14 protein-coding genes and 1 tRNA gene are annotated in these 20,035 nt (G+C 65.3%); 4 read left to right on the top strand and 11 right to left on the bottom strand.

Annotated features, from left to right (window positions below; genetic code table 11):
- Window positions 1-28 precede the first annotated feature (28 nt).
- The 7 genes from lon to P7V53_RS11430 all read right to left on the bottom strand — a co-directional run bounded on the left by lon (window position 29) and on the right by P7V53_RS11430 (window position 10,473).
- The gene (gene lon / locus P7V53_RS11460; protein ID WP_280155607.1) at window positions 29-2,449 is read right to left on the bottom strand and encodes an endopeptidase La; all 2,421 of its coding nucleotides are present in this window, start codon (window positions 2,447-2,449) and stop codon (window positions 29-31) included.
- Window positions 2,450-2,540: 91 nt separating this feature from the next.
- On the bottom strand, window positions 2,541-3,809 hold the full coding sequence (clpX, locus tag P7V53_RS11455) for an ATP-dependent Clp protease ATP-binding subunit ClpX (protein WP_280155606.1): 1,269 nt from the start codon (window positions 3,807-3,809) through the stop codon (window positions 2,541-2,543).
- Between the two features lie 111 nt (window positions 3,810-3,920).
- Window positions 3,921-4,529: an ATP-dependent Clp endopeptidase proteolytic subunit ClpP gene (clpP, locus tag P7V53_RS11450; protein WP_280156489.1), complete on the bottom strand. Its 609-nt coding sequence runs from the start codon at window positions 4,527-4,529 to the stop codon at window positions 3,921-3,923.
- Between the two features lie 128 nt (window positions 4,530-4,657).
- Window positions 4,658-5,965 carry a trigger factor gene (gene tig / locus P7V53_RS11445; RefSeq protein ID WP_280155605.1) on the bottom strand — a complete coding sequence of 436 codons (1,308 nt, stop codon included), beginning with the start codon at window positions 5,963-5,965 and terminating at the stop codon, window positions 4,658-4,660.
- A 25-nt stretch (window positions 5,966-5,990) separates the two neighbouring features.
- A tRNA-Leu gene (locus P7V53_RS11440) sits at window positions 5,991-6,077 on the bottom strand.
- Window positions 6,078-6,148: 71 nt separating this feature from the next.
- The gene (locus tag P7V53_RS11435) at window positions 6,149-9,319 is read right to left on the bottom strand and encodes an efflux RND transporter permease subunit (protein WP_280155604.1); all 3,171 of its coding nucleotides are present in this window, start codon (window positions 9,317-9,319) and stop codon (window positions 6,149-6,151) included.
- 11 nt (window positions 9,320-9,330) lie between these two features.
- Window positions 9,331-10,473 carry an efflux RND transporter periplasmic adaptor subunit gene (locus tag P7V53_RS11430; RefSeq protein ID WP_280155603.1) on the bottom strand — a complete coding sequence of 381 codons (1,143 nt, stop codon included), beginning with the start codon at window positions 10,471-10,473 and terminating at the stop codon, window positions 9,331-9,333.
- 187 nt (window positions 10,474-10,660) lie between these two features.
- Between P7V53_RS11430 and hpnC the strand changes: the two genes are divergently transcribed.
- The 3 genes from hpnC to hpnE are packed head-to-tail and all read left to right on the top strand — an operon-like array spanning window position 10,661 to window position 13,667.
- The gene (gene hpnC / locus P7V53_RS11425) at window positions 10,661-11,515 is read left to right on the top strand and encodes a squalene synthase HpnC (RefSeq protein WP_280155602.1); all 855 of its coding nucleotides are present in this window, start codon (window positions 10,661-10,663) and stop codon (window positions 11,513-11,515) included.
- On the top strand, window positions 11,512-12,360 hold the full coding sequence (gene hpnD, locus P7V53_RS11420) for a presqualene diphosphate synthase HpnD (RefSeq protein ID WP_280155601.1): 849 nt from the start codon (window positions 11,512-11,514) through the stop codon (window positions 12,358-12,360). The genes hpnC and hpnD overlap by 4 nt, the downstream gene beginning before the upstream one ends.
- On the top strand, window positions 12,360-13,667 hold the full coding sequence (gene hpnE, locus P7V53_RS11415; RefSeq protein ID WP_280155600.1) for a hydroxysqualene dehydroxylase HpnE: 1,308 nt from the start codon (window positions 12,360-12,362) through the stop codon (window positions 13,665-13,667). Before hpnD ends, hpnE begins: the two co-directional genes overlap by 1 nt.
- On the opposite strand, the gene P7V53_RS11410 is transcribed toward hpnE, so the two are convergent.
- The gene (locus P7V53_RS11410; protein ID WP_280155599.1) at window positions 13,627-14,727 is read right to left on the bottom strand and encodes a TIGR03790 family protein; all 1,101 of its coding nucleotides are present in this window, start codon (window positions 14,725-14,727) and stop codon (window positions 13,627-13,629) included. The genes hpnE and P7V53_RS11410 overlap by 41 nt on opposite strands.
- 37 nt (window positions 14,728-14,764) lie before the next feature.
- Here P7V53_RS11410 and P7V53_RS11405 point away from each other — a divergent pair, with 37 nt between their 5' ends.
- A complete protein-coding gene (locus P7V53_RS11405; RefSeq protein WP_280156488.1) occupies window positions 14,765-15,562 on the top strand; it encodes an IclR family transcriptional regulator in 798 nt (265 codons plus the stop codon).
- A gap of 54 nt (window positions 15,563-15,616) precedes the next feature.
- Here P7V53_RS11405 and pbpG read toward each other — a convergent pair whose 3' ends face one another.
- The 3 genes from pbpG to leuA form a co-directional block, all read right to left on the bottom strand.
- Window positions 15,617-16,603: a D-alanyl-D-alanine endopeptidase gene (gene pbpG / locus P7V53_RS11400; RefSeq protein ID WP_280155598.1), complete on the bottom strand. Its 987-nt coding sequence runs from the start codon at window positions 16,601-16,603 to the stop codon at window positions 15,617-15,619.
- Window positions 16,604-16,740: 137 nt separating this feature from the next.
- Entirely contained in the window at window positions 16,741-18,282 is a 1,542-nt protein-coding gene (locus tag P7V53_RS11395) for a 2-isopropylmalate synthase (RefSeq protein ID WP_280155597.1), read from the bottom strand.
- A gap of 33 nt (window positions 18,283-18,315) precedes the next feature.
- Window positions 18,316-20,004, bottom strand: coding sequence for a 2-isopropylmalate synthase (gene leuA / locus P7V53_RS11390; protein WP_280155596.1), 1,689 nt, complete (start codon window positions 20,002-20,004; stop codon window positions 18,316-18,318).
- Window positions 20,005-20,035: the final 31 nt, after the last annotated feature.

The raw sequence follows: 20,035 nt of genomic DNA, 5'->3' as shown, positions 1-20,035 counted from the left end.
CGCTTCTAGCTGCGGCCTCTTTTCTTCATCAGTGCTTCAGATCGACGCTCACGCCGGGACCCGTCGCCGCTTCCGGCTTGGGTTCGACCTTCGCCGCTTCCTCTTCGGGGAGCGGCTGCGGCGCGGCTTCGAGCGCGACCTCGAGCACGCGGTCGATCCACTTCACCGGGATGATCTCGAGGTGGTTCTTGACGTTCTCCGGTATGTCCTGCAGATCCTTGACGTTCTCCTCGGGGATCAGCACCGTCTTGATGCCACCGCGATGCGCTGCCAGCAGTTTCTCCTTGAGGCCGCCGATGCCGGTGACCTCGCCGCGCAGGGTGATTTCGCCGGTCATCGCCACGTCGGCGCGCACGGGGATGTTGGTGAGCGCCGAGACGAACGCTGTCGTCATCGCGATGCCCGCACTGGGGCCGTCCTTCGGCGTCGCGCCATCGGGAACGTGGATGTGGATGTCACGCTTTTCGAACAACTCATCCTTGATGCCCAGCCGACGAGAGCGTGAGCGGACCACCGAGCGGGCGGCCTCAACCGATTCCTTCATCACATCGCCCAGCGAGCCGGTGCGGATGATGTTGCCCTTGCCGTTCATCACCGCGGACTCGACCGTCAGCAGGTCGCCGCCGACTTCCGTCCACGCCAGACCGACCACCTGGCCGACCTGATTCTTTTTCTCGGCCTGGCCGTAGTCGTACTTGCGCACGCCCAGAAAATCGTTCAGGTTGTCGTCGGTGACGACAACCTTGCCAACGTATTTCTTGAGCTGGATGCCCTTGACCACCTTGCGGCATATCTTGGAAATCTCACGCTCGAGTGAACGTACCCCGGCCTCACGGGTGTAGTAGCGGATGATCCCGCGGACCGCGGACTCGGTGACTTCCATCTCCTCGTCCTTGACGCCGTTGTTGCGGCTCTGCTTGGGCAGCAGGTAGCGCAACGCGATGTTGAGCTTCTCGTCCTCGGTATAGCCCGACAGGCGGATCACTTCCATGCGGTCCAGCAGGGCCGGCGGGATGTTCATCGAGTTCGATGTCGCGATGAACATCGTGTCGGAAAGGTCAAAGTCGACCTCGACGTAGTGATCGCTGAAGGTATGGTTCTGCTCGGGATCCAGCACTTCCAGCAGGGCCGACGACGGATCGCCGCGGAAGTCCATTCCCAGCTTGTCGATCTCGTCGAGCAGGAAGAGCGGATTGCGCGTGCCGACCTTGGACAGGCTTTGCAGCACCTTGCCCGGCATCGACCCGATGTAGGTGCGGCGGTGGCCGCGGATCTCGGCCTCGTCACGCACGCCGCCCAGCGCCATGCGGACGAACTTGCGCCCGGTAGCCCGGGCCACCGACTGGCCCAGCGATGTCTTGCCCACGCCCGGGGGGCCGACCAGGCACAGGATGGGAGCCTTCACCTTGTCGACCCGTTGCTGCACCGCGAGGTACTCGAGGATGCGGTCCTTCACCTTCTCCAGGCCGTAGTGGTCCTCGTTGAGCACCTCCTCGGCATGCAGCAGATCGTGTTTGATCTTGGTCTTCTTGCTCCAGGGCAGGTTGACCAGCGTGTCGATGTAGTTGCGCACGACCGTCGCCTCGGCTGACATCGGCGACATCAGCTTGAGCTTCTTCAGCTCGGCGTCGACCTTCTTGCGCGCCTCCTTGGGCATCTTGGCCGCAGCGATCTTTTTCTCGAGCTCCTCCATGTCGGCACCTTCTTCGCCGTCACCGAGCTCCTTCTGGATTGCCTTGACCTGCTCGTTCAGGTAGTACTCGCGCTGGCTCTTCTCCATCTGGCGCTTGACGCGGCCACGGATGCGCTTTTCGACCTGCAGGATGTCGACCTCGTGCTCCAGCTGTTCGAGCAGCTTCTCGAGCCGCTTGTCGACAGCGAACAGGTCGAGCACCGACTGCTTGTTCTCGAGCTTGAGGGGCAAGTGCGCCGCGATCGTGTCAGCCAGGCGGCCGGCGTCGTCGATGCCCGCAATGGAGGTGAGGATTTCCGGCGGGATCTTCTTGTTGAGCTTGACGTACTGGTCGAACTGCTGCGTCACCGCACGACGCAGCGCCTCGATCTCCGGCTTGGTCTCGGCCTCCGGCGGCACCGGCGTGACGTCGGCGACGAAATGTTCGCCGTTGTCGCTGATGCGGTGGGTGTTGGCACGTTGGATGCCCTCCACCAGCACCTTCACCGTACCGTCAGGCAGCTTGAGCATCTGGAGGATGCTGGACACGCAGCCCACTTCGAACATGTCGTCCGGCTTGGGTTCGTCCTTGCCGGCGGCCTTCTGCGCCACCAGCATGATCTGGCGACCGGCCTCCATGGCGGCTTCGAGCGCCTTGATCGACTTGGGACGGCCGACAAAGAGCGGAATCACCATGTGAGGAAACACCACCACGTCGCGCAAAGGCAGAAGCGGCAGGGTGATTCGTTCGGCAGGCAGGATGGGATGTCCGGACATTGAGGAACCTCTCTTTCTCGGACCCACGTAGGGTCGGAGGCGTGGATTGCAAGAAGCCGGCCCGCTCTGTGGCGGGATCCGGCACCGGACTTCAGGCGCTGGCCTTGGATTGCTCGCGGTACACGAGCAGCGGCTTGGCGTCGTCTTCGATGGTGTGCTCGTCCAGCACGACCTTGGCCACACCGTCGAGTGTGGGCAGGTCGAACATCGTGTCGATCAGAGACTGTTCCATGATGGACCGCAATCCTCGCGCGCCGGTCTTGCGTGCGAGCGCCTTGCGGGCAATGGCCGTGAGCGCGGAGGGGCGAATCTCCAGGTCCACGCCATCCATCGCGAACAGCTTCTGATATTGCTTGACCAGTGCGTTCTTCGGTTCGGTGAGGATCTGGACCAGCGCCTCTTCCGTGAGTTCCCCGAGCGTCGCCACGACGGGCAGCCGCCCCACCAGTTCGGGAATCAGGCCGAACTTGATAAGGTCTTCGGGCTCGACTTCGCGGAAAACCTCCGAAACACGCCGCTCGGTCTTGGTGTGCACCGTCGCCGCAAAACCAATGCCCGACTTCTCGGAGCGGTTTTGGATGACCTTCTCGAGACCGTCGAAGGCGCCGCCGCAGATGAACAGGATGTTGGTCGTGTCGATCTGCAGGAAGTCCTGGTTCGGATGCTTGCGGCCGCCTTGGGGAGGCACGGAAGCCATCGTGCCCTCCACGAGCTTGAGCAGCGCCTGCTGGACGCCTTCGCCTGACACGTCGCGGGTAATGGAGGGGTTGTCGGCCTTGCGAGAGATCTTGTCGATCTCGTCGATGTAGACAATGCCGCGCTGCGCCTTCTCGACGTCGTAGTTGCAGTTCTGCAGCAGCTTTTGAATGATGTTCTCGACGTCCTCGCCGACATAGCCCGCTTCGGTGAGCGTGGTGGCGTCGGCGATCACGAAGGGAACATTCAGCAGGCGCGCCAGGGTCTGCGCGAGCAGCGTCTTGCCTGAGCCGGTGGGCCCGATCAGCAGGATGTTGCTCTTCGACAGCTCGACCTCGTCCTTGGCGCGGGTCATGTGCTTGAGCCGCTTGTAGTGGTTGTAGACGGCCACCGACAACGTGCGCTTGGCAGGCTCCTGGCCGATCACGTACTGGTCGAGGATGGCTTTGATCTCCGTCGGGATCGGCAGGTCGGAACGCGCTGCCTTCGTGTCGGCGCCCTCGGCCGGCACTTCATCGCGGATGATGTCGTTGCACAGCTCGATGCATTCGTCGCAGATGAAGACGGACGGACCGGCGATCAGCTTCTTGACCTCGTGCTGGCTCTTGCCGCAGAAGGAGCAGTAGAGAACTTTCTCGCTGGAGGAGCCTTTTTTGTCGGCCATGAGTGGGCGGCGCTGGGCGGGGTAAAGCTGGCTAAATGATAGTGGAAACGAAAACGGGGCCTTCGCTGCGAGAAAGACCCCGTTCGGACCCCATTCGACGTGGAATAAGCCTCAGGTTCGGCGGTCGAGCACCGAATCGATCAGGCCGTATTCCTTGGCCTCGGGGCCCGACATGAAGAAGTCACGCTCCGAGTCGTTACGAATCTTTTCGAGGGATTGCCCGGTACGCTCTGCAAGGATCTTGTTGAGGCTCTCGCGCAGCTTGAGGATCTCGCGCGCCTGGATCTCGATGTCGGTGGCCTGGCCCTGAGCGCCGCCGGAAGGCTGGTGAATCATGATGCGCGAGTTGGGCAGTGCGAAGCGCTTGCCCTTCGCGCCTGCAGCGAGCAGAAAGGCTCCCATGCTGGCAGCAAGCCCCATGCACAGCGTGGACACGTCGGGCTTGATGAACTGCATGGTGTCGAAGATCGACAGCCCGGCGCTCACCGAACCGCCCGGCGAGTTGATGTACAGGGAAATGTCCTTGTCCGGATTCTCGCTCTCGAGGAACAGCAACTGCGCGACGACCAGGTTGGCGGTGACGTCGTTGACGGGCCCCACGAGGAAGATGACGCGCTCGCGCAGCAGCCGCGAGTAGATGTCGTAGGCGCGCTCGCCGCGGCCCGACTGTTCGATGACGATGGGCACCATGCCCAGACTTGTTGTCTCCAGCGCGCTCATGAAAGGTTCCTTCGAAAGGATACGGAACGAGGAATGTTGGGTCCGATTATGTAGCGACAAGGGCAGCGGCGCCGGCAACAAAAGGGCACCCGCCTGGCCGGCGTGGTGCCCTTCCCGCACGCCGCTGATCAGCCCGCCATCAGGTCGTCGAACGGCAGTTCCTTGTCGACGACCTTCGCCTTGCCCAGCACGAAGTCCGCGACATTGTTCTCGACAACAACCGCCTCGACTTCGGCCATGCGCTGGCGGTCGCCGAGGTACCAGCGGACCACTTCGGCCGGCTTCTCGTAGCTTTGCGCCATTTCCTCGATATGCGCCTGCAACTGCTCCGGCTTGGCCTGGAGGTTGTTGGACCGCACCAGCTCGGCGACGACCAGGCCGAGGCGCACGCGCTTTTCCGCCTGCGGCTGGAACAGCTCGGTTGGGATGGGCGCGTTCTCGGCGTCCTTGACGCCGCGCTTCTTGAGGTCGGCACGGGCGTTCTCGATCATGCGCTCGGTCTCGGAAGACACCAGCGCCTTCGGCACGTCGAGTTCGGCCACCTTGACCAGCGCATCCATCACCGCGGCCTTGTTGCGCGCCAGCACGCGGAACTTCACTTCGCGCTCCAGGTTCTTCTTCACGTCGGCCCGCAGGCCCTCGACGGTGCCGTCCTTGATGCCGAGCGACTTGGCGAAAGCCTCGTTCACCTCGGGAAGGTGCTGCTGCTCGATCTTCTTCACGGTGACGAGGAAGTCAGCCTCCTTGCCGGCGACATCCTTGCCGTGATAGTCGGCCGGGAACTGCAGCGGGAACGTCTTGGACTCGCCGGCCTTCATGCCGCGCACGGCCTTGTCGAATGTCTCCAGCATCTGGCCTTCGCCGATCATGAACTGGAAGTTGTCGGCCTTGCCACCCTCGAAAGGCACGCCGTCGATCTTGCCCTCGAAATCGATCGTGATCCGATCGCCTTCCTGCGCGCCTTCCGCCGCCGGACGCTGCGCGAAGGTGCGGCGCTGCTTGCGCAGGATGTCCAGAGTCTTGTCGATGGCGGCGTCGGTCACATCGCTGGACACCTTCTCCACTTCGGTCGACGACAGGTCACCGAGCTTGACCTCGGGGTAGACCTCGAACGTGGCGTCGAATGCGAGCTGTCCTTCGGCGGCGCCTTCCTTCTCGGTGATCTTCGGCGGGCCGGCCACGCGCAGCTTGGCTTCGCTGGTGGCCTGCTGGAAAGCCTGCCCGACCTTGTCGTTCATCACCTCGTACTGGACCGAGTAGCCGTAGCGTTGGGCCACGACCGACATCGGGACCTTGCCCGGACGGAAACCGTCGGCCTTGACGGTGCGCGACAGGCGCTTCAGGCGCGACTGCACCTCGTTGTTGATCGTGTCGGCCGCCAGGGTCAGCGTAATGCGGCGTTCGAGCTTGTCGAGGGTTTCAACGTTCACGGCCATGATGAAAGGACTTTCTGGTTGGATGTGGTGCGCGGGGCGGGACTCGAACCCGCACACCATCGCTGGCGTCAGGACCTAAACCTGGTGCGTCTACCAATTTCGCCACCCGCGCGACCGGTGAGAACGACAGCGGGGCCGCCTCGGCGACCCTTTTCTTGTTCGGCGATCGGTAAACCGCGTATTTTAGCCGGCAGCCAAGGCCTCATCGGCACCGGAGGTCGCTCGCTTTTCCTGATCGGCCGGTTTGACGCGGAACCAGGCCGCGTACATGGCTGGCAGCGACAGCAGGGTGAGCACCGTCGCGACGATCAGTCCGCCCATGATGGCCACCGCCATCGGCCCCCAGAACACGCTGCGCGACAGCGGGATCATGGCCAGCACGGCCGCGGCGGCCGTCAGGATGATGGGCCGGAAGCGCCGCACCGCGGCTTCGACGACTGCATTCCAGGCGGGCACGCCGCGCTCGCGATCCTGTTCGATCTGGTCGATCAGAATCACCGAGTTGCGCATGATCATGCCCATCAGCGCGATCACGCCCAGCAGCGCGACGAAGCCGAACGGCCGGTTCAGCAGCAGCAGGGCCGCAGCGACGCCGGCGATGCCCATCGGTCCTGTGAGGAACACCAGCACCGCCCGGCTGAAGCTGTGCAACTGCAGCATCAGCAGCGTGAACATGATGAAGAGCATCAGTGGCGCACCGGCGGCGATCGAGCCTTGGCCTTTGCTGCTTTCCTCGACCGCCCCAGCCACGTCGATGCGGTAGCCGGGCAGCATGCGCTGGCGGATGGGCGCGAACAACGGATCGAGCTGAGCGGTGACGGTCGCGCCCTGCAAGCCTTCGGCGATGTCGCCCTGCACGGTGGCCGCGTAGTCGCGACCTTCGCGCCAGAGCACTCCGGGCTCCCACGCGAAGCTCGCCTTCGCAATCTGGCTCAGGGGGATGCTACGGCCGGAGGCGGTCGGCACATACGCGTTGCCCAGGTCGGTGATCGCGTTGCGCTCGTCGAGCGGCTGGCGCAGCACGATGTCGATGAGCTTGTCGCCATCGCGGTACTGGCCGATGGTCGAACCGCTGTTGATGGTGCGCGCCGCCTGTGCGATGACTTGGCTCGACACGCCGAGGGCCCTCGCCTTGTCCTGGTCCACCTCGAGTCTCAGGGTCTTCACCGACTCGTTCCAGTTGTCGTTGACGCCGCGCATGTTCGGGTTCTGGCGCATGATGGCCTTCACCTCGTCGGCATAGCCGCGCACCTTGGCCGGATCCGGCCCGACGACGCGAAACTGCACCGGATACGGCACCGGTGGCCCGTTGGGCAGCAGCTTCACGCGGCCGCGCGCCTCCGGAAACTCCTCGGCAAGCAGCGCGGGCAACTGCAGGCGCAGCGTCTCGCGCGCCTTCAAGTTCTTGGCCAGCACGATGGCTTGGCTGGCGTTGGTCTGCGGAAAGATCTGGTCGAGCGGCAGGTAGAAGCGCGGCACCCCGCTGCCGATCCACGTCGTCACGTGATCCACGCCGTCCAGCTGGGCGATGCGCGCTTCGACGCGCTTGGTCACGTCTTCATTGGCCGCGAACGACGTCCCCTCGGGGTACCAGAGATCGACCAGGATTTCCATCCGGCTGGAGTCGGGAAAGAACTGGTTCTGGACCTTGCTCATGCCGACGAGGCCGAGCACCAGCGTCCCGATCGTCAATCCGATGGTGATCCAGCGATGCTGCACGCACCAGTTCACCAGCGCGCGAAAGCGTGAGTAGAACGGCGTGTCGAACAGCTCGTGGGGCTGCTCGCCTGCGGGGTGCGGCTTGGTCTTGAGCAGCAAGGTGCCGAGGTACGGCACGAAGTAGACCGACACCAGCCACGAGATCAGCAGAGCCGCTGCCGTCACGGCGAAGATCGCGAAGGTGTATTCGCCGACGGTGGACTTGGCCATGCCGATCGGCAGGAAGCCCACGGCGGTGATGAGCGTGCCGGTCAGCATCGGCATGGCGGTGGCCTCGTACGCGAAGGTTGCGGCGCGCGCCTTGTCGTACCCCTCCTCGAGCTTGCGCACCATCATCTCGACCGCAATGATCGCGTCGTCGACCAACAGCCCCAGCGCGATGATCAACGAGCCAAGCGAGATCTTGTGCAGGCCCACGCCCCAGTAGTACATGGTGACGAAGGTGATGGCCAGCACCAGGGGAATCGTGATGCCGACCACCATGCCGGGCCGCCAGTCGATGCGCAGCGGCTTGAAGTGCAGGCCCAGGCTGATGAAGCTGACTCCCAGCACGATGAGCACGGCCTCGATCAGCACGCCGACGAACTCATTGACCGAGCGCGCCACGACGGTCGACTGGTTCTGGAACTGCTGCATCTCGATGCCGACCGGCAGATCGGCGCGAATGGCGTCGGTCGCCACCTTCAGCGACTTGCCCAGCTCGATGATGTCGCCGCCCTTGGCCATCGAAATGCCCAGCGCGATGACCTCCTTGCCGCGGTCTCGCACCTTGACCTGCGGCGGGTCCACGTAGGCGCGCTTGATGGTCGCGATGTCGCCGAGGCGGAAGCTGTTGCCCCCTCCGCGGATCGAGAACGCCTTCAGCTCCTCGATGGAGTTGAACTGCCCTGCGACGCGCACCTGCAGATAGTCGGTGGGCGAGTCGATCACCCCGGCCGACTCGACCGCGTTCTGCTGGCCCAGCTGCGAGATCACGGTGTTGAAATCGATGCCGAGCTGCGCCAGCCGTTTCTGCGAGAGCTCGATGAACACCTTCTCGTCCTGCGCACCGAAGATCTCGACCTTGTTGACGTCCTTGACCTTGAGCAAGCGCTGGCGCACGCGGTCTGCCTGCTCTTTCAGCTCCTCGTACGTGAAGCCATCGCTCGACAGCGAGTAGATCGATCCGTAAACGTCGCCGAACTCGTCGTTGAAGAACGGGCCGATCACACCGGCCGGCAGGGTGCCCCGCACGTCATTGATCTTCTTGCGCGCCGTGTACCAGATCTGCGGCATCTCCTTGGGAGGCGACGAATCCTGGACCTGGAAGATGATCAGCGTCTCGCCCGGCTTGGAGTAGCTGCGGATCTTGTCCGAGTAAGGCACCTCCTGGAGCGTCTTCTCGAGCTTGTCGGTCACCTGGTCGGCGATCTGCTGCGCGGTGGCGCCGGGCCAGTAGGCACGCACCACCATCGCGCGAAAGGTGAACGGCGGATCCTCGTCCTGGCCGAGCTGGAAGTACGCGGCGAGACCCAGCACCATCAACACCACGAGCAGATAGCGTGTCAGCGCCGGGTGCTCCAGCGCCCACTGGGAGATGTTGAAGCGCCTGGCGCGCTGAAGCGAATCGCTCACGGACTGGGCAGTCGTGCTCATGGTGCGCTCGCTCACTTGATGGACACGGCGGTCGCAGCAGCGGCCGTCGTGGGGGCCGAGGCGGCGCCGGGATCCACGTAGAGCTTCACCTTCTGCCCCGGATTGAGCACGTGAACGCCGGCGGTGACGACCATCTGCCCCGCGGCGAGGCCGCCGCTGATCACGGCTTCGTTGCCCTCGGCACCGGCCAGCAGCACCGGCTGCGGCTTCACCGTCATGCTCGACCTGTCCACGACCCAGACGACGGTGCGGCCCTGCTCTTCCTTCAGCGCCGACAGCGGCAGCTTGCTGACGCCGACCGTCTTCGGCAACTCGACGAGGACCGTCGCCGTCTGACCCAACTGAATCTGCTGCGTGGCGACGTTGCCGATGTCCGCTTTCACGAGGAAGGTGCGGGTGACGGGATCGGCCGCCGCTGCGATCTCGCGGATGGTGGCGGCCATGGGCTGCCCGCCGGTGCCCCAGAGGCGCACCTTGAAGCGGCCCGGTTGTGCCGCGAGCGCCTTCACCAACGCCACCTTGTCCTCGGGCACCGAGAAAACGACGTCGCGCGGACCGTCATGCGCCAGCCGGACCACCGGCGCACCGGACCCGACCACCATGCCGGGCTCGGCGTCGACGCCGGTGATGACCCCGTTGTTGTCGGCGACCAGCGTCGCATACGCGGCCTGGTTTCCCTGCACGCTCGCCTGGGCCCTGGCCTGATCCCATTGCGCCCGCGCCGCCTTCAGCGCGGTTTCGCGGCGTTCCAGCTCCGCCGAGCTGATGAACTCCTGATCGCGCAGATCCTTGTAGCGCTTGAAGTCCGCGAGCGCCTGATCGTGGTTGACCTGAGCTGCGACCAGCGCGGCGCGTGCGGCGTCCTGGCTCAGGCGAAGGTCTTGAGGATCCAGTTGAGCGAGCACCTGCCCTGCCTTGACGGCGGTACCCGGATCCACCGCGCGTCTCACCAGCTTGCCGCCGACGCGAAAACCGAGGCGCGATTCCGTGCGTGCCCGTACTTCCCCGGCGTATTCCTGCACGCCCCCCACCGCGTCGGCCCCGACCGTCATCGTTCGCACCGCACGCACGGGTTCGGGCGCCGGTTCGGGCTTGGAGCAGGCGGAAAGCGCAAGGGCGGCCACGACGGCGGCGGGAAGCAGGAGGTGTCGCATGGCGAATCCTTCGGCAGAGCAGGAAAGAAAGAACCAGGGAGGCGATCGGAACTGCTCGACGCCGGGAAGGGGTAGCAACTGACTGACCGGTCAGTAATATATGCGTGACAACCCGCAGTGTCAACGAGAAAGAGATGTCCTGGCGCCGCCGGAAGCTGCCCTACATCGCGTGGACAATGCCGGCACCGTGAGCGTCGACCACTACGAGAACTTTCCTGTCGCTTCACTGCTGTGCCCGCCTTCTCTGCGGCCGGTCGTGGCGGCGATCTACTGGTTCGCCAGGACGGCGGACGATCTTGCCGACGAGGGTGATGCGCCTGCCGGGCAAAGGCTGGCCGACCTCGCCGCCTATCGGCGTGATCTGGAGGCCGTGGTCTCGGGCCTGCCGCCTTCGCTTCGCTGGTCGCCCGTGTTCCGGCCGCTCGGCGAGGCCATCGCGCGGTTTGCCCTGCCGCCGGACTTGCTGCGTGACCTGCTGAGCGCGTTCGAGCAGGACGTCGTCCAGAACGACTACGCCGATCGCGCCGAACTGCTCGACTACTGCCGGCGCTCGGCCAATCCGGTGGGACGACTGCTTCTGCACCTGTACGGCATCCGCGGCGAGGCCGAGCTCGCGCAATCCGATGCGGTCTGCAGCGCACTGCAGCTGGCCAATTTCTGGCAGGACCTCAGTACGGACACGCGGCGCGGCCGCCTGTATGCACCGCGCTCCGATCGCAGTCGCCATCGCGTCGACGACCAAGCCCTGCTCACCGGCCGCGACGGACCCGACGTGCGCAGCCTGATTGCCGACCTGGTGGCCTGGGCGCGCTCGCTGATGTGGCGCGGCGCGCCGCTGGTGCATGCGGTGCCGGGAAGGGCCGGTTGGGAGCTGCGCCTGGTTGTGCAAGGCGGCCTTCGCACCCTCGAGAAGATCGAACGCATGGATTTCGCGACCCTGCTCTCGCGCCCTCGCCTCACCTGGCGCGATGCCCCGCTTCTCGTCTGGCGCGCGCTGTGCATGCGGCCTGCCTCGGCGGTCATGGCGGGCGAGGCGTCATGACGCCGGAGCAGTACGTCCAGGAAAAGGCAGCGAAGAGCGGCTCGAGCTTCTACTACGCTTTCCTGTTCCTGCCACCGCCACGCCGCGCGGCAATCACCGCGTTCTACGCTTTCTGCCGCGAAGTGGACGACGTGGTCGACGAGGTCGCCGACCACGGCGTGGCCGCCACCAAGCTCGCGTGGTGGCGGAAGGAGACCGCCGAGAGCTTCGCCGGCCAACCCACGCACCCCGTGATGAAGGCGTTGATGCCGCATGTGGCGGCCTACGGCATCCACCTGTCGCACCTCCAGGCGATCATCGAAGGCTGCCAGATCGATCTGGAGCAGTCGCGCTTCCTCGACTACACCGGACTGGCACGCTACTGCCATCTCGTGGCGGGCGTGGTCGGCGAGGTGGCGGCCAACATCTTCGGACGCAGCAGCGACAAGACGGTGGAGTACGCACATCGTCTCGGGCTCGCGATGCAGCTCACGAACATCATCCGCGACGTCGGCGACGACGCACGTCGGGGCCGAATCTACCTGCCGGTGTCGGAGCTGCAGCAGTTCGACGTCAAGGCCCAGGAGATCCTCAACCGCAAGCCGCCCTTCGGCTACAGCGAGCGCTTCACCGCGCTGATGAAGTTCCAGGCGGTGCGGGCGCACCGCTGCTACGACGAAGCCATGGCCCTGCTGCCCGACGTGGATCGCGCGGCGCAGAAGCCGGGACTCATGATGGCCAACATCTACCGCACATTGCTGCGCGAGATCGAGGCCGACAACTTCCAGGTGCTGCACCAGCGCACATCGCTGACCCCCCTGCGCAAGCTGTGGATCGCGATGCGCACCAACTGGCGGGGCAGCTGATGCGACCGCTGCAGCTGGCCGTCGTCGGAGGCGGCTGGGCAGGGCTGTCTGCCGCCGTCGAGGCGTCGCTGAACGGCCATCGCGTGACGCTGTTCGAGATGGCTGCACATTGGGGCGGCCGCGCTCGCCGTGTCGACCTGGACGGGCTGGCGCTCGACAACGGTCAGCACATCATGATCGGGGCCTATCGCCAGACCCTGCGGCTGATGGACATCATCGGCGTGGACAGCGCCCGGGCATTCGTGCGCACCCCGCTGCGACTGGCCGGTGCGGACGGCCGCGGTCTGACCTTGCCGCCAGGATCGGCCGTGCCGTCCTTTGTGCGCGGCGTGATGGCGCAGCGGGGCTGGACGCTCGGCGAGCGCATCGCCCTGCTCAGCACGGCTGGCGGCTGGGCCACGCGGCGATTCCGCTGCGACGAGCGGCTCACGGTTGCGAAACTCACCGCACGCCTGCCGGAGAAGATCCGTGCCGAGCTCATCGACCCGCTGTGCGTGGCCGCGCTGAACACGCCGGCCGATGAGGCGAGTGCCGCAGTGTTTCTGCGCGTGATGCGCGACGCACTGTTCAGCGGCCCCGGATCCGCCGACCTGTTGCTGCCGCGCAGCCGACTCACCGAGCTGTTGCCGGGTCCGGCGGTGCGCTGGCTGGAGGCGCACGGCGCGTCGCTGCGGCCATCCACGCGTGTCGGCCACCTCGAAGCCGACAACGAGGGCTGGACCGTCAACGGGCAGCACTTCGACGCCGTGGTGCTCGCCACGACGGCCGTCGAAGCCGCCCGGCTGGCCGCATCGCTCGCCCCGGCTTGGGCTGCACAAGCACAAGCCTTGCGTTACGAGCCCATCGTGACCGTGTACGCGCAAGCCGACGGCGCGCGCCTGCCGCAGCCGATGCTGGCGCTGCCATCGGACGATCGATCGCTTCCGGCGCAGTTCGTCTTCGACCACGGGCAGCTCGGCGGGCGTGCAGGCCTGATGGCCTTCGTCATCAGCGGGGCGCAGCCGTGGCTCGATCGCGGCATCGACCTGACCCGCGATGCCACGCTGGCACAAGGCCAGCAGCAGCTGCGGGCTCACCTGCGCGGTCCCCTGCAAGCAGTGCGAGTGCTGACCGAGAAGCGCGCGACGTTCCGCTGTGTGCCGCAGCTGCAGCGTCCGCCGGGGCACATTGCCACCGCCTTGCACGCGGCCGGCGACTATGTCAGCGGACCCTATCCGGCGACGATCGAAGGTGCCGTCCGCTCCGCGCTCGAAGCGGTGCATGCGCTCAGCGCTTGGAAAACGGCGCCGCCAGCGGCTCCCCGATGAAGACGCCCTGCTGCGGCCAGGCAACGCTCTTCCAATAGGCCTCGATGGCGGTGCTGCCTTGCGCGTAGTGCGAGAGCAGAAGCTGCGGATGCGGAAATTTCTGCGGATGCGAGCACGGTTCGGAGACGGTGCCGTAGCTGGCCGTCGCCCCGGAGGCGATCCACTCGAGCGCCGTCATCTGCCCAGTCCTGCGATCCAGGCGTCCACCGAACGACGTCAGGTGATCGGCCAGTGCACCCGGCACCCAATGCAGCGTGTCCAGCTTCTCGACCTTTGCCGCACCGGTCTGATACAGCAGCAGCCGCTGGGCGTTCTCGATGAACTGCGTGGACTCCACGTGCACGTCGATGCCGAAGGCGCGCACGGGGCCGGCGGGTGGAAACAGCGGGGCGCGTGCGCTGCGCACACGGTCCTTCGTCGCAACGAAGTAGGCGTGCACCGGCGGAGCGCCGCGCAGTCCGAGGGAGTGGTCCGCCCGCACGCCACGTTCGATCAAGCTCTTGGCGCTGGCTGCGTCGTTGGCAGCGATCAGCATCGATGGACGCAGCTTCAGCTCGCTGAAGGGCCTGGCGGTCGGGGCATTGAAGTACGGCGAAGGTCTCGACGGCGCGCAGCTGTGGTTGCACAGCTCGGCGTCATAGCCCAGCGACAGCGCGCCGGTGATCGAATTGCAGTTCACCGCAAAGGGCTGTGTCCAGGCCAGGGCAAGCGCCTGGATGTCCGGCCCGAAGTGAGATTCGACTGCGCTCTTCAGCGCGTCGAATTCTTCCGGCGTCAATGTCGGCTTCACCGGTACCTCGATGCGCAGCACCTGCTCCGGCAGCAGCTTGCGCGCGTGCGCATAGAACTCGCCGACCTCGACCGAATACGGATCGTTGACGTTGATGACCAGGCCGAGGTCCTGGGCCGTCAGGCGTCCCTGCGACTTCGGGACAACCACCCAGCCACTTGTCCTGGGCGCCATCTGGGCGAATGCGGGGTCCGGCACAAACGCAACGACGGCCGCCACGAAGATGGCGAACAGGAACCCATCCCAGAATGCAGTCTTGCGTTTCGCCATGCAAAAATCAGTACGTTTTGGGGGACAATGGCGGGCCATGAAGAACCCTGAAGCCAAGGCCCCGACCATACAGGTGCTCGAGCGGATGTTCGCGCTGCTCGATGTGCTGGCGTCCTACCAGGACCCGGTCTCGCTGAAGCTCATCAGCGAGCAGACGGGACTGCACCCTTCGACGGCCCACCGCATCCTGAATGATCTGGCCATCGGCCGATACGTCGATCGTCCGGAGGCGGGAAGCTACCGGCTCGGAATGCGGCTGCTGGAGCTCGGCAACCTGGTCAAGGCCCGACTGGATGTGCGCGATGCGGCCCTCGGGCCGATGCGCGAGCTGCACAAGCTCACCCACCAGCCAGTGAATCTGTCCATGCGTCAGGGCGACGAGATCGTCTACATCGAACGGGCCTACAGCGAACGATCCGGCATGCAGGTGGTGCGGGCGATCGGGGGTCGCGCACCACTGCATCTCACCTCGGTGGGGAAGCTTTTCCTGGCACACGATGATCCTCAGCGGGTTCGCGCCTATGCCACGCGCACGGGGCTGGCCGGCCACACACGCAACAGCATCACCAGCTTGCAGACACTGGAGCGCGAGCTCTCGAAGGTCCTGCATCACGGCACGGCGCGCGACGACGAAGAGCTGGAGCTAGGCGTGCGCTGCATGGCCGCCGGAATTCTTGACGACCAGGGCAAGCTGGTGGCCGGGCTGTCCATCTCGGCGCCGGCCGATCGCCTCGAGGAGGCGTGGCTGGATCGCCTGAAGGCCACGGCGGCACAGATCTCCGCCGCCCTCGGCCACCGCAATTCGTCGGTCGCAACGGTTGCCGCGCCAAAGTGAAAAGAGCCCGGTCGACGAACCGGGCTCTTGCTTGATCGGTGGCAGGTCGCCTCGTCAGGACGTGACCTTGCTCTCGACGCCGGCGGCAGGCGCCAGTTCGTTCACCCACTTGCGCACGCGCTCGGCGTCGCCGATACGCGAGTACTTGCCCGCGGAGTCGAGGAAGACGAGGATCAGCTTTCGGCCGGCAAGTTGGGCCTGCATCACGAGGCAGCGACCGGCTTCGGAGATATAGCCCGTCTTCTGCAGGCCGATGTCCCAGGTGGGGTTGCGCACCAGCAGATTGGTGTTTCGGAACTGGAGCTGGCGTTTGCCGACGGCCACCTGGTGCTCCGGCGAGGTGGACAGGTCACGGATGATCTGGTGCGCATGCGCGGCCTTCACCAGGGTGGCCAGATCACGGGCGCTCGATTGGTTGCGACTGGACAGGCCCGTGGGCTCGACGTAGCGCGTGTCGGCCATGCCGAGTTCCTGGGCCTTCTGGTTCATGGCCTGCACGAAGGCGTCCAAGCCACCCGGAAAGTGCCGGCCCAGCGCATGCGCTGCGCGGTTTTCCGATGACATCAGCGCCAGAAGCAGCATCTCGCCGCGGGTCAACTGGGTGCCCACGCGCAGGCGCGAGCCGCTGTGCTTCTCGGTGTCGACGTCGTCCTGGGTGATGGTGAGCGTCTCCTCGAGCGGCTGCTGGGCCTCGGTGACGACCAGAGCCGTCATGAGCTTGGTCAGCGACGCAATCGGGAGCACCGCCTCGGAGTTCTTGCTGAACAGCACCTCGTCGGTGTCCTGATCCAGCACCAGGGCTGCGCTCGACTTCAGATCCAGCGCGTCCTGCGTGGAATGCAGGCCGGCGACCTGGCCGTACGAAGGACGCGCGGGCACCACCAGCACCGACCGGACGCGCTTGATGTTGCGGGCGGATGGATGAACTGCCACGGTGGCCGACTTGGCCGTGCGCTTCTTCTTTGCCACGCCAGAAGCTGCCTCGGCGGCAGAGGGAAGACACAACGCGGCCACGACGGTCAGGAGCGTGGCGGAAGCCAAATTCGACAGGGACGGCACGTCAACCTCTGCTCACACGGTGCGCCAGTGTATGAGAAAGAAAAAGGTCGCACAACACAATGACTTAGGGGCCACTGCTCAAGTGACCTCTTGCTGCCGTCAGTTCTGTGACAAATGTCTCAGCCCTGCGCGGCCACTCGTTCGGTCTTGCTGTGCAACTTGTTCAACGCCGCAAGGTAGGCTTTCGCCGACGCCACGACGATGTCCGGATCCGATCCGACGCCGTTGACGACCCGGCCCCCGTGCTGCAGCCGAACCGTCACTTCGCCCTGCGATTCTGTGCTGCCCGAAGTGATGGCATTGACCGAATAGAGAAGCATTTCGGCGCCACTTTGCACCTTGGACTCGATGGCCTTCAGACTGGCGTCGACGGGGCCGTTGCCGTCGCTCTCGGCGTGATGCTCGACGGTCCCGGCGGCGAAAGCCACCTTGGCGTGCGGCCGCTCGCCGGTTTCCGACCGCTGCGAGAGCGCCAGCAGCCGATAGTGTTCATGCTCGGTCGTGACCGATTCATCCATCACGAGAGCCACGATGTCTTCGTCGAAGATGTCGCTCTTGCGGTCGGCCAGCTCCTTGAACTTGGCGAACGCGGCGTTCACTTCGGTTTCCGACTCGAGCTCGATGCCGAGCTCCTGCAAGCGCTGCTTGAACGCGTTGCGACCCGACAGCTTGCCCAGCACGATCTTGTTGGCAGTCCAGCCGACATCCTCGGCACGCATGATTTCGTATGTATCGCGTGCCTTCAGCACTCCGTCCTGGTGGATGCCCGACGCATGCGCGAAGGCATTGGCGCCGACGACAGCCTTGTTCGGCTGCACGACGAAGCCGGTGGTCTGCGACACGAGGCGCGATGCGGGCACGATCTGCGACGGATCGACGGACAGCTCCAGTCCGAAGTAGTCGCGCCGCGTCTTGACGGCCATCACGATTTCCTCGAGCGAGCAGTTGCCCGCGCGCTCACCCAGGCCGTTGATCGTGCATTCAACCTGCCGCGCGCCGCCGAGCTTCACACCGGCCAGGGAGTTGGCGACCGCCATCCCCAGGTCGTTGTGGCAATGCACCGACCAAATCGCCTTGTCGGAGTTGGGCACCCGCTCACGAAGCTGGCGAATGAAGTGACCGTACAGCTCGGGAATCGCGTACCCCACGGTGTCGGGAATGTTGATCGTCGTGGCCCCCTCGGCAATCACCGTTTCGAGCACGCGGCAGAGAAAGTCGGGATCGGAGCGATAACCGTCCTCGGGTGAGAACTCGATGTCGTCGCTCAGGTTGCGGGCGAAGCGAACAGCCAGTCGCGCCTGCTCGTGCACCTGCTCGGGCGTCATGCGCAGCTTCTTCTCCATGTGCAATGCGCTGGTCGCAATGAAGGTATGGATGCGCGAGCGCGCTGCGCCCTTCAGGGCCTCGGCGGCGCGCGAGATGTCGCGATCGTTGGCGCGCGCCAGCGAGCAGACGACGGACTCCTTCACGTGGGCGGCGATGGCCCTCACCGCTTCGAAGTCGCCGTTGCTCGATGCAGCGAAGCCGGCCTCGATCACGTCGACGCGCAGGCGCTCGAGCTGCCGGGCAATGCGCAGCTTCTCGTCCCTGGTCATCGAGGCGCCGGGCGATTGCTCGCCGTCGCGCAGCGTGGTGTCGAAGATGATCAGCTTGTCGCTCATGGTGGTTTCCTGCTTGGCGTGGCGTCGTCGATCTTAGGCGACTGCGTCGGGCGCGAGGCATCGAGCGCCCCGCTGGGCAGCCCGGCGTACGCCCGAGACGATGGCCTTGAGCGACGCGCTGACGATGCTGTTGTCGATACCGACGCCGAACAGCGTCATCGCGTCGCCGACGCGCAACTCGAGATACGCGACCGCCTTGGCATCGGCGCCACTGCCGATCGAGTGCTCGTGGTAGTCGAGCACGCGCACCGGGATGGCGAGCAGGCCGTTCAGGCCGTCGACGAAGGCGTCGATCGGACCTGCACCCCGGCCGTCCACCGACAGCTCATCGTCACCGAATCGGACACGGGCCTGCATCCGCACGCGGCCGTCTTCGTCGTCGCTGATGACCGGGTGCGCAACGGTGTCGACGGACACGGCGTATTCGTCCTCGAAGATGCGCCACAGCTCCGCGGCAGACAGTTCCTTGCCGGTGTCGTCCATGACCGCCTGGACCGCTTGGCTGAATTCGATCTGCAGGCGGCGCGGCAGCTCGACGCCGTACTCGGCCTCGAGAAGGTAGGAGATGCCGCCCTTGCCCGACTGGCTGTTGACGCGGATCACCGCGTCGTAGCTGCGACCGAGGTCCTTGGGGTCTATCGGCAGATAAGGCACTTCCCACACGTCACCCTCGCGGCGTGCTGCGAAGGCCTTCTTGATGGCGTCTTGATGCGATCCCGAGAACGACGTGTAGACCAGGTCCCCGGCATACGGATGGCGCGGATGCACCGGAAGCTGGTTGCAGTGCTCGACGCAGCGGCGCACCTCGTCGATGTCGGAAAAGTCGAGCCCCGGGGACACTCCTTGGGTGTACAGGTTCAGCGCGATGTTGACGAGGTCGACATTGCCGGTGCGCTCGCCGTTGCCGAACAGGCACCCTTCGATGCGGTCGGCACCTGCCATCAGCGCGAACTCACCGGCCGCCGTTCCGGTGCCGCGGTCGTTGTGCGGGTGTACCGACAGCACGATGCTGTCGCGACGTGCGAGGTGGCGGTTCATCCACTCGATCATGTCGGCGAAGATGTTCGGCGTGGAGTGCTCCACCGTCGACGGCAGATTGATGACGCACTTGCGCTCGGGCGTCGGCTGCCACACCTCGGTGACCGCATCCACGACGCGCTTGGAGAACGCGAGCTCCGTGCCCGAGAACATCTCCGGGGAATACTCGAAGCGGAAGTCCGTTTCGGGCTGCGCTTCGGCGAGCTCGCGAACGAGCCGGGCATGCGTCGTCGCCAGCTCCACGATGCCGTCTTCGTCGGTGCCCAGCACGACGCGGCGCATCACGGGCGACGTCGCGTTGTAGAGGTGCACGATCACCCGCCGGGCGCCGCGCAGCGACTCGAAGGTGCGATGGATCAGTTCGCTGCGCGCCTGCGTGAGCACCTGGATCGTCACATCCTCGGGCACGAGGTCCTCTTCGATCAGCATGCGGATGAAGTCGAACTCCGTCTGCGACGCCGACGGGAATCCGACCTCGATCTCCTTGAAGCCGATGCGCACCAGCATCTCGAACATGCGCAGCTTGCGCGCGCTGTCCATGGGCTCGATCAGCGCCTGGTTGCCGTCACGAAGGTCGACGCTGCACCACAGCGGCGGACGCGTCAGGACGGCGTCGGGCCAGGTCCGGTCGGCCAAACGGACCGGCGCGAAGGAACGGTACTTGGTCTGAGGCTGCTTCAGCATGGTCGATTCCTCGGTGAGTGAATTGCAACCA

Origin of the sequence: Piscinibacter sp. XHJ-5 (genome assembly GCF_029855045.1) — a bacterium.
Lineage (GTDB): Bacteria > Pseudomonadota > Gammaproteobacteria > Burkholderiales > Burkholderiaceae_C > Albitalea.
The sequence above is the reverse complement of the archived record's forward strand: the minus strand, read 5'-3'. Positions and strand labels throughout refer to the sequence as shown.